Below are 15,275 nucleotides of genomic sequence, written 5' to 3' on the forward strand. Positions count from 1 at the left end.
TGAGCCCGTCTGCAGCCCGATGATACCGCCGCCGTGGTGAGGCTCTACGCCAGGCGGTGATGATCGCGCATGTAGCGATAGACCAGTCCGGACACTTCGCGAATGGAATCGCTGCGCTCGGTGATCCAGGTGCTGTAGGCCCCGGTGCGTTTGCCCTTTTCGATGATGCCGATGAAGGTGTAGGGCCGTGGCCGGCCGCGCCGGTCCTTGCACTCGATGACCCCCATGTTGCCGCACAGTCGCGCGGTGGAGCCGGTCTTGTCGTAGACCTTCACATGCGACGGGATGTTGTTCACGCCCCGGGTGATGCGGTCGTTATTGGGCAGCGCCATCAGTTCGAGCATCTCGCGGGCATAGGGCGTGCGCTTGTTCCACACCGCATACAGGAAGCGGCTGTAGTCGCGCGCCGAGGCCTTGTTCCGGTAGGTGCGGCCGTTGCTGGGTATGTATTCGACGATGCTGGTCTGAACGAAGATGCCCCCTGCGTAACGCTTGAGCACGGCCTCCGTCGCCCGCGGCCCGGTATTGCCGTTGTATCGGCTGACGATCTGCATGATCTCGTTGGTGGCGCTGTTGCTGCTGCGCCGGATCATCCGTTCCATGGTGTCGCGGATCGAGCTGGTGTAGCGCAGTCGCGAGCCCTTGGCCTTGGCGGTATAGAAGAAGGCCTGGGCCACGAACGGCTTGATCATGCTCGCCGCCTGGCGCGGTATCTCCTCGTTGATGGACACCAGCTTGTCGCCGCTGGTGAAGTCGTAGACCGACCAGGAGGTCTTCTCGTCGGCCCGGATGCGGCCCTGGGCCCGCATCCGCTTGACCAGCGATTCCACCTGGCGTTCCAGCGAAGAGGTCTGTCCTGCGTCGGCCAGACCGGGGGCGCCAAGCAGCAGGCCGCCCGTTGCCAGCGCCGTTGTGAGGAGAAAGTCCCGTCGACTGTGCAGGATGGGCGCATGGCCGGGCTCCCGCGAGTCGATGGATGAGTGAAGCGCGTTCATGAAGACCCCCTGTGGACAGGCTGATTCGCCAGCTTGCTGGTTCGGTTGCTGGCTTGCGTGTCGACTGGCAGGCCGACTGGCTCGCCGGGCCGGAATTAGCACGGGGGCACGCACTGCCCTGCACGAGCGCATCGCTGACGATGCGGCCCCGACGCAGTCAGGCCCCCTTTATTCTTGGCAAGCCAAAGCATAGGCGGCCGCCTTGGCAAAGACAAGGGGAATGCGCAAAAAGCGCTTGTTTCGGAGAGACTTCGGCGGATGTGTTCAGGCGCTATTCACTGTCGTACCGGGCTAGGCGCTCGTCGATCTTGCTGACGATACCATGCTCGATCTGTCCTCTCAGCGCCGACAGCAGAAAGCCGAGCTTGATGTCGAGTTCCAGGCAGTCGTCGGTGACGGTGATCAAGCCGGAGATGCCGGTGCGCGCAAAGGAGAGCGTATCGCCCTCCCAGGCGTACTCGGCACCGAAATCGGCGTGCACCCGTTGCGCGATGCGCTCGACCTCCTGGCGCGCAAGTTCCAGGCCCAGGCGGTGCTCCCGCGTCACTCGGATATTCGACATGCTTTGACTGTCTCTGTGTTTGCCTTGTTTTCGTCTTGCGATCGGCGCAAGGCGTGGTTCTTGACATCATATACGCAACCCGCGGCGCAGGTCAGCCGCGTGGTGACGGCCCGGCCTGCCGTCGGTGCCCGGTGTGCCGGGGTTGCGCCGCGTGCCGTCAGCGATGGCCGGTGGCGGCAGCAGCGCCGGTTGCCGCGGCGCGACGATAGGCCGCCGAGCGACGGTCACCGCCCCGTTCCCGCGGTAGCGCACGCCGGTTCAGCCGCGCCTCTATGTCGTGGCAGAAGGCCGCGTCGCCCAGCACCCAGGCCTTATTCGTCGCATCGCGGAGCCGTTTGATGAAGTCGGCGCTCAACGGGGTGCCGAAGCCGGTGCGATAGGCGTCGCGCCGCGCCTTGGCGGAGCGCCCGAGCTGCCGGTAGACGGCATGGGGCTGCACCAGTTCATCCTCGTTGCCGAGTGCATTGGCCGCGTGACTGGACCAGTCGTACTCGTCTGGCCCGGCAACCAGGCCGGCCCGCACCGGATTCAGCTCGATATAGCGGCAGGCGGCGAGCAGATAGGCGTCCGGATCCAGTACGGTGGCGCGATAGCGACCCTCCCACAGGGTCCCGCTGCGCCCGTAGCGCTGGTTGAAGTGGTGCACGTACTGCCTGCCGGCGCATTGCATGAGCTTGCCGACGCCGTCCTCCCGGCGGGGGGTCAGCAGCAGGTGAAAATGGTTCGGCATCAGCACATAGGCGTGGATCTCGCATGCAAACCTGTCGCAGGCATCGTGCAGCACACCCCACAGGACCCAGTAGTCCTCCTCGTCGCGCAGGATCGCCAGATGATCGCTACCGCGGTGAATGACGTGTTGCGGATAGTCCGGGAGGCGGAATCGGGGTAGGCGTGCCATGGTGAAACTCGCTCGTTCTTGTCGTTGCGGGCTGGCCCGGCCGGACCGCGCTGGGCCGGGGTGTCTGACGAGTATAGACGATCAATGGGGAGCGTTCCGCCTCCCCGCCGACCCGGGTCACGGGTCAGAGCAGCACCACGCAGAGCAGGATCAACAGGGTCTCGGTGAGCTCCACCAGCGCCCCGGCGGTATCGCCGGTGAAGCCGGCGATGCGGCGCAGCATGGCCCGGCGGCCGAGCACGAACACCGCCAGCGCGCCCGCAGCCAGTGCCAGCCCGGGCCAGCCCGCCAGCAGCAGGGCGGCAATGGCAGCAAGGACCACGGCTGACCGGGCGGTGCTGCGGGGTAGCTGCCGGGACTGGTCCCCGGCCATGCCCTGGGCACGGGCATAGGGGGTGGTCAGCAGCAGCAGCGGCAACTGCGCGCGTCCCAGCAGCGGCACCACCAGCACCAGCCAGGGGGCGCCAGCGGCGATGAGCGTCTTCAAGCCCGCCCACTTGGCAAGCAGCACCAGCACCAGCGTGGTGACGGCGGCGGGGCCGCTGGTGGGGTCCTTCATGATGGCAAGGGTGCGTTCCCGATCGCCGAGGCCACCGATCCAGGCATCGGCGCTGTCCGCCAGGCCGTCCAGATGGATGGCGCCGGTAGCCCAGACCCAGACCATGAGCGCAAGCGCCGCGGCCACGTCCGCGGCGACACCCAGGCCGGCGAGCCCGGCCGCCACCAGCGCGACGAGCAACCCGATCAGCAGCCCGATGACGGGATACCAGGGGACCGAGCGGCCGGTCTCCTTCGGTTCCACCGGGCCGGGATCCGGGAACGGGAGTCGGGACAGGAAGCGGCCGGCGATCCAGAGTGGACGTAGAGACATGGGTGGTGTTCGTGGTCGGTTTCAGGACGGTGCCGCGGGCGACGGGGTCCGATGAAAGACCAGGCTCGGCCGCCAGGGCCGGGCCGGCACGCGGATTCGGGTCAGGCAGGCGTGGGGTACCTCCAGCAGCAGCACGGCATCCGGGGGCATGCGCAGTACTTCGGCCACCAGCATGCGGATGACCCCACCGTGGGTGACCAGCAGACTGTGTGGCGGGCTGGGCGACGAGCTGGGCGGCGAGCTGTAGGGCCGGCCGGGTGCCCAATTGGAAGGCTGGGGCTGCTGAAGGTCGCGCCAGCCGTCCAGCACCCGGGTGCGAAAGGCGTCGAAGGGCTCGGCCCCGGGTGGCGTGTAGCCCACCGGATCGGACCAGAAGGCGTCCAGGGCCTCCGCCGGGATCTGCGCCGCGGTCAGGCCTTCCCAGTCGCCGAAGCCGCGCTCGCGAAACGCCGTGCGGGTCTCGAACGGCAGCCCTGCGGTATCGGCCAGATGGCGGGCGAAGTCGCTGCAGCGGCGCGCGGGCGAACTGATGACCCGGCCCCAGGCGGAGCCGTCCGTGGCCGTTGCCTGGCGCATCTGCCCCCAGCCGGCCGGGGTCAGGGGATCGTCGCGATCCCCGCGAAAGCAGGCTCCGCCCTGCACCTCGCCGTGGCGCAACAGATCGATAAACTGTTCGCTCATGCCTGCGCTCGCCCCTGTTGTCATCCAGTGCCGACCAGGGCCAGTCCAAGGGCGACGGCGATGACGCAGCAGATCACCAGCAACATCAAGGCGCGCCGCAGGTCCGCGGCGCCGAGATCCGCCGGCCAGTCAGGCTCGCCCATGAACTCGGTGTTGACCAGCCGTCCCTTGCGCCAGACCGGGCCCAGCAGACGCACCCGCAGGGCGCCGGCGAAGGCGGCCTCGCTCCAGCCGGAGTTGGGGCTCGGCAGCCGGTGGTGGTGGCGCCAGGCGGCCCGCAGGGCGAGCCGGGGATGCAGCCGCAGCATGGCCGCCGCGGCGGCGATGACCACCACCGACAGGCGCGCCGGCAGCCAGTGCACCAGGTCATCGCTGCGCGCACCCGCCCAGCCGAACCGGGCGTAGCGCGCGTTGCGGTAGCCCACCATGGAGTCCAGCGTCGAGATCGTCTTCACCAGGATCAGCCCCGGCAGGCCGAACAGGCACAGGGCCCACAGCGGGGTCAGCACCGCATCGGTCAGGTTCTCGGACAGGCTCTCGATGGTGGCACGGACGATGCCGTCGCGTTGCAGTGGCTTGGTGTCCCGCCCCACCAGCGCCTTCAGATGCCGGCGCGCGGCAGGCAGGTCGTCCAGGTCTTTCAGTATCAGCCAGCCCTGTTCCGCCAGGCCGCGCAGGGCCAACAGGCTGTAGGCCAGGTAGAGATCCCACAGCAGGGCGAGCCAGGGGTGCAGCGCGCCGAGTCCGGCACGCAGCAGCAGCCAGGCACCCAGCGCGCCGGCGACCACCAGCAGCCAGTGCAGTACGCCCCCCAGTCGGCCATCCAGTCCGACGGCGAAGAGCGGTCGCTCGAAGGCCTCGATCAGGTGCCCGATCAGGCGCACCGGATGCCAGCGATAGACCGGATCGCCCAGCGCGACATCCAGCAGGCAGGCCGCGAGCACGAACGCCATGGATGCGATCATGCGCCGACGGGGCCAGCCATGTTCACGGTGCCTTGCGGGCGGGTCGGAAACGACGCGGGAAGGCGGCGTCGTAGAGCTTGGAGGGGTGGCTGTCGGTGCGCGTGCGGGCGCCGAGGGCCGGGCTGAGCAGGATCAGCGCCTGGCGGTCGATGCCTGCTGCGCGGCAGCGTTCGGCGATGTCCGTCAGCGTTCCACGCAGTACCTGTTCCTCGTCGGGCCAGGTTGCCTTGTGCACCACCACGACCTGGGCCGTGGGCGCCCAGCCGGCCTCGATGCACTGGGCCGCCACCGCCTCGATGCGTTCGATGGACAGGAACAGGCACAGGGTGCAGCCATGGGCGGCCAGGGAGGCCAGGGACTCCTCCTCCGGCATGCGGGTGCGCTCGGACAGACGGGTGAAGATGACCGTCTGGGTCACCTCGGGCAACGTCAGGCACTCCCCCGCCGCCGCCGCCGAGGCCATGGCGGACGATACGCCAGAGACGATGCCGACGGGGATCCCCGCGGCGTCGAGGGGGCGCGCCAGTTCCGCCAGCACCCCGTACAGGGTCGGGTCGCCGGTCTGCAGGCGCACCACGGTGGTGTGGCGGCGCGCGCGGTCCAGCAGCCAGTCCGTGACCTGGGCCAGGTCCATGGACTTGGAATCGGCGATCTCGCAGTCCTTGCCGGCCCATTCCAGCACGGTCTTCGCCACCAGCGAGCCGGTGTAGAGAATGGCGTCGGCCTCGGCCAGCAGCCGTGCGCCGCGCACGGTGATCAGATCCGGGGCACCGGGGCCCGCCCCCACGAACCAGACCTTACCCATGGGCAGGTCTCCGGTTCGGCGTCTGCGGCCATCGGTACCAGCGTTGATCGGACCGGTTCATGATTTTGGCTCCTCGGGATGCGGCGTTCAGTCGAGCCAAGCATTCTTCGCGCCGGCTCGGCGTGTTGTCAAACCGTCTTGCGGTTATAGTGGTGCAATTTCGTTCTGTTGCGCCCCGGCCGAGCCTTGTCATTGCTCCCGCACCTTCGCATCTGTCGCCCGGCTGTCATGGGCGCCCCCGGCGCCACTGCCGCAGCAGGTCATGACCTGCCGGAACAGCCCGATGTCCTGGTCGTCGGCGGCGGCACGGCGGCGCTGTGTGCCGCCATTGCGGCGCGGCGGGGCGGGGCCGGGGTGTTGCTGCTGGAGCAGGCGCCACGCTGGCTGCGGGGCGGTAACACCCGGCATTCGCGCAATCTCCGGATCCGGCATGAGGTGCCGACGCCGTTGTCGCCGGGATGTTACGACCGCGATGAGTTCTGCGCCGATCTGCAGCGCGCCACCGGCGGCTCGGCAGATGCGGCCCTGGCCCGGCTGCTGGTGGAGCACTCGGCCCGGAGCACCGACTGGCTTGCGGCTGCCGGTGTGCAGTTCCAGCCGGTCGCGAGCGGGGTGCTGCCACGATCGCGCAAGACCGCCTTCCTGCTGGGTGGCGGCACCGCCATGCTGAACCGCCTTTATGCCGCCGCCGAGGCCCTTGGGGTGGACATCCGCTACAGCTGCGGTGTAACCGACCTGAAGCTGGAACGGGGCCGCCTGGCCTGGGTCGACTGCGCCAGCGCCAGCGCCAGCACCAGCACCAGCACCAGCACCAGAGCCAGCGAACGAACCAGGCTCCGGCCGCGCGCGGTGGTGGTCTGCTGCGGTGGCGCACAGGCAAACCGCGCCTGGCTGCGCTCCCGCTGGGGCGATGCCGCGGACGGCTTCATCAATCGCGGTACGCCCCATGCGACCGGCGAGGTGCTGCATTGCCTATTGCGCGATGGCGTCCGGGCGGCGGGGGATCCCGACGGGGCCTATCTGGTGGCGGTGGATGCCCGCTCGCCGGCGGATGACGGGGGGATCGTGACGCGGGTGCGCTGCATGCCGGCCGGGATCGTCGTCGACGGCACGGGACGGCGCATCCATGACGAGGGCGGCGATACCGCCTCCACCCGTTATGCCCTCTGGGGGCGTCGGCTGGCGGACTGCCCGGGCCAGATCGCCCATGTCATCCTGGACGGGCAGGGGCTGCGCGGGGCGCCGCCGTCGCTGTATCCGCCGCTGCTGGCCGACGATGTCGACGCGCTGGCCGCGGCACTGTCGATCCCGCGGGCGGCCCTCGAGAAGACGCTGGCGGAGTACAATGCTGCCGTGCGTCCGCCGGCCGCGGGCGACGAGGACGTCGCCGGCTGGCATACCGAGGGGCTGACGCCGCCAAAATCCCGGCATGCCCTGCCACTGACCGAGCCGCCCTTCGGCGCCTATCCCATGCGCCCGGGTATCACCTTTACCTATCATGGGGTGGCCGTGGATGCCGACACCCGCGTCCGGCTGGAGGACGGCGGTGTGGTGGAGAATCTGTTCGCGGCCGGCATGATCATGGCGCCCAACCTCATGCCCCGTGGGTATCTGTCGGGGCTGGCCATGTCCATCGGTGTCGTCTTCGGGCGCCTGGCCGGCGAGGAGGCGGCGCGGCATGTCGTCGGATGAGTGCCTGCATGACACCCGGGCCGAGGCGCGCCGCGTGCTGGGCATCTGCAACGCCTGCGGCTACTGCAACGGCTTCTGCGACCTGTTCGAGGCGTCGAAGCGGCGTCCCGCCGCCACGGCGGTGGATCTGGAGCATCTGGCGCACCTCTGCCACGGCTGTCGCAACTGCCTGTATGCCTGTCAGTACGCGCCGCCGCATGCCTTCGGCGTGAATGTGCCGAAGACGCTGGCCCGCATGCGCCAGCGCAGCTATGTGGAACGGCTCTGGCCCGGGACCTGGTCCGGTTGGCTGGCCGCCGCCTTTCGCCACGGCGTGCTGACGGCGTCACTGGTCAGCGTCGGCGCTATCGGATTGCTGCTGTGGCTGGTCTGGATGAGCGTGCCGTCCGAGGTGCTGTTCAGCGCCCATTCCGGCGTTCAATCAGGGACCGGCGCCTTCTACCGGATCCTGCCCTGGTGGGGCATGGTGCTGATCGGGTTCTTGCCCCTGGGCTGGGCGATGCTGTCCATCGGCCTGAGCCTGCGCAGGTACTGGCGCGCCATCGCGCCCCCGGGGTCCGTATCATGGCGCGCGCTGGGGTCCGCGCTGCACGATGTGGTGGTGATGCGCAATCTGCGTGGCGGCGGGCCCGGCTGCAATGACCTGGATGACCGCGCCTCGCATCTTCGCCGCCGCCTGCACCAGACCCTGCTGGTGGGGCTGCTGCTCAGTTTTGCCGCCACCCTGGCCGCCACCTTCCAGCATCATGTGCTTGGCTGGCAGGCACCTTATCCGTTGCTCAGCGCGCCGGTGCTGCTGGGCACCTGTGGCGGCCTGGCCATGACCTGTGCGGTGGTCGGGCTGGCCCGGCTGAAACGCCGGGAGGACCGTAGCCCCACCGATGCCGAGGCCCGCAGCCTGGATCTGGCCTTTCTGGGGCTGTTGTTCCTGGTCGCCGTCACCGGGCTGGTCCTGCTGGCCCTGCGCGCCACGCCGGCCATGGGGGTGCTGCTGGCGGTCCATCTCGGCACTGTGCTGGCCTTCTTTCTGCTGTTGCCCTACAGCAAGTTCGTGCATGCGGGTTATCGCTTGCTGTCCCTGCTGGCCGAGGCGCTGGAGCGTGCCGGGCGCCAGCAGGTGTGATCCGTCACGGCGTCTCCGCAGCGCCGACACCCAACCCGCGAACAGCGAGATCTCGATTGCAACAGAACGCTATGAACCGGAACATCCTGATCCTTGGGGGTACCACGGAGGCCTACAGGCTGGCCGAGGCGCTGGCGCTGCGCGCCGGTCTGCGGGTGGTGACCTCGCTGGCGGGACGCACCAGCCAGCCGCGCCTGCCGGCAGGGGAGTCGCGCATCGGTGGGTTTGGCGGCAGCGCGGGCCTGCGGGCCTATCTGCGCGAGCAGGGCATTCAGGGTGTCGTCGATGCCACCCATCCCTTCGCCGCCACCATGGGCTGGAACGCGCAGCGCGGGTGTGCCGCCGCGGGTGTGCCGCTGCTGCGGCTGGAGCGTCCGCCCTGGGTCGCGGCGCCGGAAGATCGCTGGGAATCGGTCGCGGACTGGGAGCAGGCCGTCGCGGCGCTGCGGTGCGGCGGCGCGCGCCGGGTCTTCCTGGCGGTGGGGCGCCAGGATCTGGGTCCCTTTGCCGCACTGGATGACACCTGGTTCCTGGTCCGCGCCGTGACGCCGCCGGATCCCATGCCGCCGTTGCATGCCTGCCGGTTGCTGCTGGCGCGGGGCCCGTTCGACCTGGAGGGCGAGCGCGCGCTGCTTCGTCATCACCGGATCGACGCGCTGGTCTGCAAGAACAGCGGCGGCGATGCCACCCAGGCAAAACTGGTCGCGGCCCGTGAGTTGGGGGTTCGGGTGATCATGCGCCGGCGGCCGGAGCGTCCGGTGCTGCCGGCGGCGTCGTCGGTGGAGGCGGCGGTGGCCTGGGTCGAGGCGCTGCTTTGACGGCGCTTGAGTCCGGCGCGCACACGACGGCACGCGTGGCGGATGGTTGAGCGTCCGGGGTTCAGGGGTGGGATCGGGGCGTCGGCGGTCGGTCGGGGTACCAGCGCGGCGTGTAGACCCAATCGCCGCCGTCCGCCCGCGGAAACCGGCGCGTCAGCGACGAGCCGACGATCACCAGGGTGCGCATGTCCACCTGCTCCGGGCGGACCTGCTCCAGGGTGGTCACGGTCACCTGTTCTGCGGGGCGGCCCACGTCCCGGCCGAGCACCACCGGGGTCGCCGGGGCACGGTAGCGCCGTAGCAGGTCGAGCGCGCGGGCCAGCTGCCATGGCCGGGCCCGGGAGCTGGGGTTGTACAGGGCGATGACCAGGTCCGCCAGCGCCGCGTGCTGCAGGCGCTGTTCGATCCTTGCCCAGGGCTTGAGGTTGTCGGACAGCGACAGCACGCAGAAATCGTGGCCCAGCGGGGCGCCGATTCGCGCCGCGGTGGCCTGGGCGGCGGAGATTCCCGGCAGCACCACGAGCTCCACGGCCTTCCAGGCGGGCTCGCCGGAGCGGTCCAGGGCCTCCAGCACCGCCGTGGCCATGGCGAAGACGCCCGGATCGCCGGACGAGACCACGACCACGTGCCGGCCCTGGGCGGCCAGTTCGAAGGCCAGGCGGGCGCGATCCATCTCGACCCGGTTATCCGAGTCGAGGATGCGCTGGTCCGGCCGAAAGGGGCCGGCCATGTTCACATAGGTGGTGTATCCGACGATGTCCTGGGCGCGCGTGAGTTCGTCCCTGACCGCCGGGGCCATCAGCTCTGCGCACCCGGGGCCGAGGCCGATCACGGCAAGCCGTCCGGGCCGGGGCTGCGGCTGTGCCTGCGCCTTTTTGTGCGCCAGGCCTACCGGGGTCGTACCCAGTGCCTCGGCGATGCGGTGTGCCAGTGCATCGGCCTCGGGTCCGGTGCCGAGCAGCGGGATCACCGTTGCGCCATCCGGGGTGACCGCGATCACTGGCGCCGCTACTGGCGCGCTCTGGGCCGATGCGTCTGCCGTCGGCCGCAGGGCCATGGCCTGGGCCAGGCTGCGCACGATGGTCTCCACGGGGCCGATGACCACACAGGGGTGTGCCTCGCCCGGGGTGCCGGCCAAGATGTCTGCAAAGGTGCTGACCAGCGTCTCGGCCAATGTCTCGACCAGTGTCTCGGCCGATGTCTCTGCCGTCAACGGGCGGCCGAGCCGGGTGCCGGCAACGGGGTGCCCGTGCTCATGCAGGTGCGCTTGCAAGCGTCTGGCCAGGGCATGGCCGGCATCGTCTGCGACGATCTGCACGGGCAGGGTGTCCGGTGTTGCCATCAGCCTTGCCAGCGCTCGCCGGGGATCAGGATCATGGAGAAGTACGGCACACTGTCGGCTTCGATCTCCGCCAGCGCTCGCACCCGTTCGCCGGACATGGTCGCGCGTTCGACATAGAGCGCCCGGGTGTCGAGGCCGAGCTGTTTCAAGACCCGACGCACCTTCTCGAAATTGCTGCCGAGTTTCATGATCGCCGCGGCCTCCACGCCCGACAGCATCTCGGTCAGGGTGTCTTCCGGCAGCGTGCCGGCCAGGATCTGCAGGCGTTGGTCGCGGTAGACCAGCGGCGTGCGCAGCACCGCGGCGCTGGCCATCACCGAGCAGACCCCCGGCACCACCTCGGTGTCGAAGCGCTCCGCCAGGCGGTCGTGCAGGTACATGAAGGAGCCATAAAAGAACGGGTCTCCCTCGCACAGCACGGCGACGTCACGCCCGGCGTCCAGGTGCGCCGCGACGCGCTCGGCGGCATCGTCGTAAAAGGCGCGCATCACCCCCTCGTAGTCGTAGGGCGGCGCGGGTTTCTTGCCGGTGACCGGGTAGACCAGCGGCAGGCGGAGCTGATCCTTGTGCAGGTGCGGCCGGGCGCTGGTCAGCGCGTTGCCCTGCTTGCCCTTGCCGACATAGTAGGCCACCACCGGGGCCGCGCGCAGACAGCGCAGGGCCTTCAGGGTGATGAGCTCGGGGTCGCCCGGTCCCACGCCCAGGCCATAGAGTCGTCCCTTGCCCATATCGCTCAGGCGTCGCCCCGGCCAAGGGCATTCACGGCGGCGGCCGCCATGGCGCTGCCGCCGCGGCGCCCGCGCAGGGTGACGAAGGGCACGCCCCGGCTGTCCTCGGCAAGCGCCTGCTTCGACTCGACAGCACCGACGAAACCCACCGGAAAGCCCAGGATCAGGGCCGGTCTGGGCGCCCCGGCGTCAAGCATCTCGAGCAGGTGGAACAGGGCGGTGGGGGCGTTGCTGATGGCCACCAGGGCGCCGGCGAGCCGGGGGCGCCAGAGTTCCAGCGCGGCGGCCGTGCGGGTGTTGCCGATGCGGCGGGCGAGATCGGGCACGGCCGGATCCTGCAGGGTGCAGATGACCGGGTTGTCCGCGGGCAGCCGCGCGCGGGTGATACCCGAGGCCAGCATCTGGCTGTCGCACAGGATGGGGGCGCCCGCCTCCAGCGCGTCGCGGCCGGCCTGACCGGCACCGGGGGAGTAGGCCAGGTCGTCGATCACCTCGGGCATGCCGCAGGCGTGGATCACGCGGACCGCAAGCGCCTCCAGATCCGCCGGAATGGCGTCCAGGCGGGCCTCGGCGCGGATGATGGCGAAGGATTGACGGTAGATCTCCTGTCCATCCCGGATGTAATCGATCATTGAGGGTCTCGATGGCAGGACGCAACCCGCACGCCGCCGGGGCCCCAGGGTGTAGGGCAGGGTGTGGGGTGTGAATCGCTAAACCGACCAGTATAATTCCGAAACCTTTCGCCATCCACCTCTCACTCCCCATGCAGCCAGCAACCCCGAACATGTCGACTCACCAGGGGGTTCACGCATGACCCGGGCGACCGACCGGCCCCGACAGGCCTGGCTCACCATCGTCGGCATCGGAGAGGACGGGCTGGCGGGCCTTGGTGAGACCGCCCGCCGCGCGATCACCGAGGCCCCTGTGCTGTTCGGCGGGGAGCGTCATCTGCGCCTGCTCCCGCCGAGCGCGACGCAGCGACGCGAGGCCTGGCCCAGTCCCTTTGCCGCCGCCTTCGACAGGCTGCTCGCGCATCGCGGCAGCCCGGTGTGCGTGCTCGCAAGTGGTGACCCGATGCTGTTCGGCATCGGCGGCAGCCTCGCGGAGCGTCTGCCCCCGGACGAGATGCGCATCCTGCCGGCGCCGTCGTCGATCTCGCTGGCGGCGGCGCGGATGGGCTGGGCGCTGCAGGACGTTCGCGTCATCCCGGCCCACGGCCGGCCGCTGGAGCGGGTGAACCTCTATCTGGCGCCGAACGCGCGGCTGCTGGTGCTGTCGGCGGACGGCCGGACACCGGCCCGGCTCGCCGCACTGCTCGATGCGCAGGGCTTCGGCGGTAGCCGGCTGACGGTCTTCGAGCGCCTGGGCGGACCCGCGGAACGGCGCCTGGACGGGCTTGCGTCCGACTGGGCCGCGCCGCAGCAGCCGTGCGCGGCGCTGAACCTGGTGGCGGTGGCCTGTCGGGCCGGTGCGTATGCCCGGCCCCTGTCGCGTCGCTGCGGGCTCGCGGACGACGCCTTTGCCCACGACGGCCAGTTGACCAAACGCGACATCCGCTCGGCGACCCTGGCCCGACTGGGGCCGCTGCCTGGGGAACTGTTGTGGGATGTGGGCGCCGGCTGCGGGTCCATCGGTATCGAGTGGATGCGGGCCGAGCGGGACTGTCGCGCCCTGGCCATCGAGCCGGATGCCGGCCGGCGGGCGCTCATCGAGCGCAACCGCGAAGCCCTGGGGGTGCCGGGTCTTGGCCTGGTGGCTGGACGCGCGCCCCAGGCGCTGGACGGTCTGGCGCCGCCGGATGCGGTGTTCATCGGCGGCGGCTTGACCGTTGACGGCGTCGCCGAGGCCTGCTGGCAGGCACTCAAGCCGGGCGGACGGCTGGTTGCCAATGCCGTCACGGTGCAGAGCGAGTCTTTCCTGGTCGGCTTGCGTGCGCGCATCGGCGGTGATCTGACCCGGATCTCGGTCGCCCATGCCGCTCCCCTCGGTCGCTTCGACGGCTGGCGCACCGCGATGCCGGTGACGATCTTGACCGCGATCAAACCAGACTAATCCGGCACAAACAGCCCGGCGGCGGCCTCCGGCGCCGAGGGAAAGTACAGATGCAGGTAGCTGGCCCGCAGGGCCCCGTGGCGGTAGAAGGGCTCGCCGGCTCGGCTATCGTGCTGCCGGATGCCGTGGGCGAGCGGGGCCAGCGGCGTCTCCATGGTCGAATGATGGAAGCTGTGTCCGCGCAGACGGCCCTGGGGCGTGGCCAGGGCCTGCATGCCGAGTCCGGCCAGGCGTTGCTGCATCTGCCCGCGTCCCGGCAGCAGACCGGCCATGGCGGCGACGTGACCGTCCTTGTCGGCGAGCTGGTCGAGCAGGTACAGCATGCCGCCGCATTCGGCGTACAGGGGGCGGCCCGCGGCCAGATGCGCCCGCAGCGCGCGACGCATGCCCTGGTTGGCGGACAGCGCCGCGAGGTGCAGTTCCGGGTAGCCGCCGGGGAGGTAGATAGCGTCCGCCTCCACGCCCTGATCCGCCAGCGGCGAGAAGAAGTCCAGCTCGGCCCCCATCGCGCTCAGCAGTCGCAGATTGTCGGCATAGAGGAACGAGAAGGCGGCATCCCGCGCCACCGCAATGCGCCGACCGGCCAGCCGCGGCGGCAGTGGCGCGCTCGGCAGCGGCGCCGCGAAGGCCACCGGCGCCGGCAACCGGCCCAGGGCGGTGTCGGCGACGGGCTCCGCCGCGGCGTCCAGCCGTTGCTCCAGGTCCGCAATCTCCCCGGCCTGGACCAGCCCCAGATGCCGGCTCGGCAAGGCGGCGTCCGTCTGGCGTGGCAGGGCGCCCAGCCAGGGCACCGACGCCGGCATGCCTGCCCGGATCATCGCCTCATGGCGGGGGCTCGCGACCCGGTTTGCCAGCACCCCGGCAAAGGCCAGACCCGGCCGGTAACCCGCCAGCCCCAGGGCGAGCGCGCCGAAGGTCTGGCCCATGCCGCGCGCATCGATCAGGGCGGCCACCGGGACGCCGAAGGTCTCCGCCAGGTCGGCTCCGGACGGGCTGCCGTCGAACAGTCCCATCGCGCCCTCGATCAGGATCAGATCGGCCTCGCCGGCGGCGGCGTGGAGCTTGCGCCGGCAGTCATCCTCGCCGACCATCCACAGATCCAGCGGGTCCACTGGCGCGCCGCTTGCGCGCTCCAGGATCATCGGGTCGAGAAAGTCCGGTCCCGTCTTGAACACCCGCACACGCCGGCCCTGCCGGCGGTGATGCCGCGCCAGGGCCGCCACCAGCGTAGTCTTGCCCTGGCCCGACGAACAGGCGCTCAGGAACAGGGCGGGACATTGAGGCGTTGCAGGAGTCGACATCGTTCGTAGTCAAAGGCCGTCAGTTTTTGGTCATATGAACAACACCACAGCGATCGCGCTGGGGCTGGGCTGCCGGCGCGGCGTTTCCCTGGCCGATCTGGAGCAGGCCGTGGACGCGGCCTTGCGGCCGCTGGGCCAGGTCCGCGTGTGCCGGCTCGCCAGCCATTGCCGCAAGGCCGATGAACCGGCGTTGCTGGCGCTGGCCCGGGCTCGCGGCTGGCCGTTGCAGTTCTTCCCGGAAGAGGCCCTGGCCGCTGTCGCGGTACCCACGGCCTCCGCGCGCGTGGCGCGTGTCATCGGCACGCCGAGCGTCGCCGAGGCCGCCGCGCTGCTCGCCGCCGGCGGCGGGGAACTGTTGCTGCCCCGGTGCGTTTGGCGCGGCGCCGACGGCAAGGCCGTCACGGTGGCGGCGGCGGTCATGGGCGACGGCCCCTGAATCGGC

At 70.2% G+C, this 15,275-nt stretch carries 16 protein-coding genes; 5 read left to right on the top strand and 11 right to left on the bottom strand.

The window, feature by feature from the left end; genetic code table 11:
- Positions 1-44 precede the first annotated feature (44 nt).
- The 7 genes from F2Q65_RS03285 to cobM all read right to left on the bottom strand — a co-directional run bounded on the left by F2Q65_RS03285 (position 45) and on the right by cobM (position 5,777).
- Entirely contained in the window at positions 45-995 is a 951-nt protein-coding gene (locus F2Q65_RS03285; RefSeq protein ID WP_150090385.1) for a serine hydrolase, read from the bottom strand.
- A 271-nt stretch (positions 996-1,266) separates the two neighbouring features.
- The gene (locus tag F2Q65_RS03290; RefSeq protein WP_150090387.1) at positions 1,267-1,557 is read right to left on the bottom strand and encodes a polyhydroxyalkanoic acid system family protein; all 291 of its coding nucleotides are present in this window, start codon (positions 1,555-1,557) and stop codon (positions 1,267-1,269) included.
- Positions 1,558-1,714: 157 nt separating this feature from the next.
- Positions 1,715-2,455, bottom strand: a complete 741-nt coding sequence (locus F2Q65_RS03295) for a transposase (RefSeq protein WP_150090389.1) — start codon at positions 2,453-2,455, stop codon at positions 1,715-1,717.
- A 124-nt stretch (positions 2,456-2,579) separates the two neighbouring features.
- Positions 2,580-3,326 (bottom strand): adenosylcobinamide-GDP ribazoletransferase, encoded by a 747-nt coding sequence (locus tag F2Q65_RS03300; RefSeq protein WP_150090391.1) that lies wholly within the window; start codon positions 3,324-3,326, stop codon positions 2,580-2,582.
- Positions 3,327-3,347: 21 nt separating this feature from the next.
- Positions 3,348-4,007 (bottom strand): histidine phosphatase family protein, encoded by a 660-nt coding sequence (locus F2Q65_RS03305; protein WP_150090393.1) that lies wholly within the window; start codon positions 4,005-4,007, stop codon positions 3,348-3,350.
- Positions 4,008-4,027: 20 nt separating this feature from the next.
- The gene (gene cbiB, locus F2Q65_RS03310) at positions 4,028-4,960 is read right to left on the bottom strand and encodes an adenosylcobinamide-phosphate synthase CbiB (RefSeq protein WP_246155943.1); all 933 of its coding nucleotides are present in this window, start codon (positions 4,958-4,960) and stop codon (positions 4,028-4,030) included.
- A 34-nt stretch (positions 4,961-4,994) separates the two neighbouring features.
- Positions 4,995-5,777 (bottom strand): precorrin-4 C(11)-methyltransferase, encoded by a 783-nt coding sequence (cobM, locus tag F2Q65_RS03315; protein WP_150090397.1) that lies wholly within the window; start codon positions 5,775-5,777, stop codon positions 4,995-4,997.
- A gap of 192 nt (positions 5,778-5,969) precedes the next feature.
- Here cobM and tcuA point away from each other — a divergent pair, with 192 nt between their 5' ends.
- From tcuA to F2Q65_RS03330, 3 genes are all read left to right on the top strand, one after another.
- Complete coding sequence (gene tcuA, locus F2Q65_RS03320; protein WP_246155944.1) at positions 5,970-7,469, top strand: FAD-dependent tricarballylate dehydrogenase TcuA; 1,500 nt, start codon at positions 5,970-5,972, stop codon at positions 7,467-7,469.
- The gene (tcuB, locus tag F2Q65_RS03325; RefSeq protein ID WP_150090399.1) at positions 7,456-8,592 is read left to right on the top strand and encodes a tricarballylate utilization 4Fe-4S protein TcuB; all 1,137 of its coding nucleotides are present in this window, start codon (positions 7,456-7,458) and stop codon (positions 8,590-8,592) included. The genes tcuA and tcuB overlap by 14 nt, the downstream gene beginning before the upstream one ends.
- Positions 8,593-8,663: 71 nt before the next feature.
- Positions 8,664-9,410 carry a cobalt-precorrin-6A reductase gene (locus tag F2Q65_RS03330; protein ID WP_150090401.1) on the top strand — a complete coding sequence of 249 codons (747 nt, stop codon included), beginning with the start codon at positions 8,664-8,666 and terminating at the stop codon, positions 9,408-9,410.
- Positions 9,411-9,471: 61 nt separating this feature from the next.
- On the opposite strand, the gene cobJ is transcribed toward F2Q65_RS03330, so the two are convergent.
- From cobJ to F2Q65_RS03345, 3 genes are read right to left on the bottom strand one after another with little or no spacing between them, the layout of a single operon-like run.
- Entirely contained in the window at positions 9,472-10,752 is a 1,281-nt protein-coding gene (gene cobJ, locus F2Q65_RS03335) for a precorrin-3B C(17)-methyltransferase (protein WP_150090403.1), read from the bottom strand.
- Positions 10,752-11,480 (bottom strand): precorrin-2 C(20)-methyltransferase, encoded by a 729-nt coding sequence (locus F2Q65_RS03340; protein WP_150090405.1) that lies wholly within the window; start codon positions 11,478-11,480, stop codon positions 10,752-10,754. The genes cobJ and F2Q65_RS03340 overlap by 1 nt, the downstream gene beginning before the upstream one ends.
- A 5-nt stretch (positions 11,481-11,485) precedes the next feature.
- Positions 11,486-12,112, bottom strand: coding sequence for a precorrin-8X methylmutase (locus F2Q65_RS03345; protein ID WP_150090407.1), 627 nt, complete (start codon positions 12,110-12,112; stop codon positions 11,486-11,488).
- 178 nt (positions 12,113-12,290) lie between these two features.
- Between F2Q65_RS03345 and cbiE the strand changes: the two genes are divergently transcribed.
- On the top strand, positions 12,291-13,532 hold the full coding sequence (cbiE, locus tag F2Q65_RS03350; RefSeq protein WP_150090409.1) for a precorrin-6y C5,15-methyltransferase (decarboxylating) subunit CbiE: 1,242 nt from the start codon (positions 12,291-12,293) through the stop codon (positions 13,530-13,532).
- On the opposite strand, the gene F2Q65_RS03355 is transcribed toward cbiE, so the two are convergent.
- Positions 13,529-14,833: a cobyrinic acid a,c-diamide synthase CobB gene (locus F2Q65_RS03355; RefSeq protein ID WP_150090411.1), complete on the bottom strand. Its 1,305-nt coding sequence runs from the start codon at positions 14,831-14,833 to the stop codon at positions 13,529-13,531. The two genes, cbiE and F2Q65_RS03355, sit on opposite strands and share 4 nt — an antisense overlap.
- A 34-nt stretch (positions 14,834-14,867) precedes the next feature.
- Here F2Q65_RS03355 and F2Q65_RS03360 point away from each other — a divergent pair, with 34 nt between their 5' ends.
- A complete protein-coding gene (locus tag F2Q65_RS03360) occupies positions 14,868-15,269 on the top strand; it encodes a cobalamin biosynthesis protein (RefSeq protein WP_150090413.1) in 402 nt (133 codons plus the stop codon).
- The last annotated feature ends 6 nt before the right edge of the window (positions 15,270-15,275 follow it).

Source organism: Thiohalocapsa marina (assembly GCF_008632335.1).
In the GTDB taxonomy this organism is placed as follows: Bacteria; Pseudomonadota; Gammaproteobacteria; order Chromatiales; family Chromatiaceae; genus Thiohalocapsa; species Thiohalocapsa marina.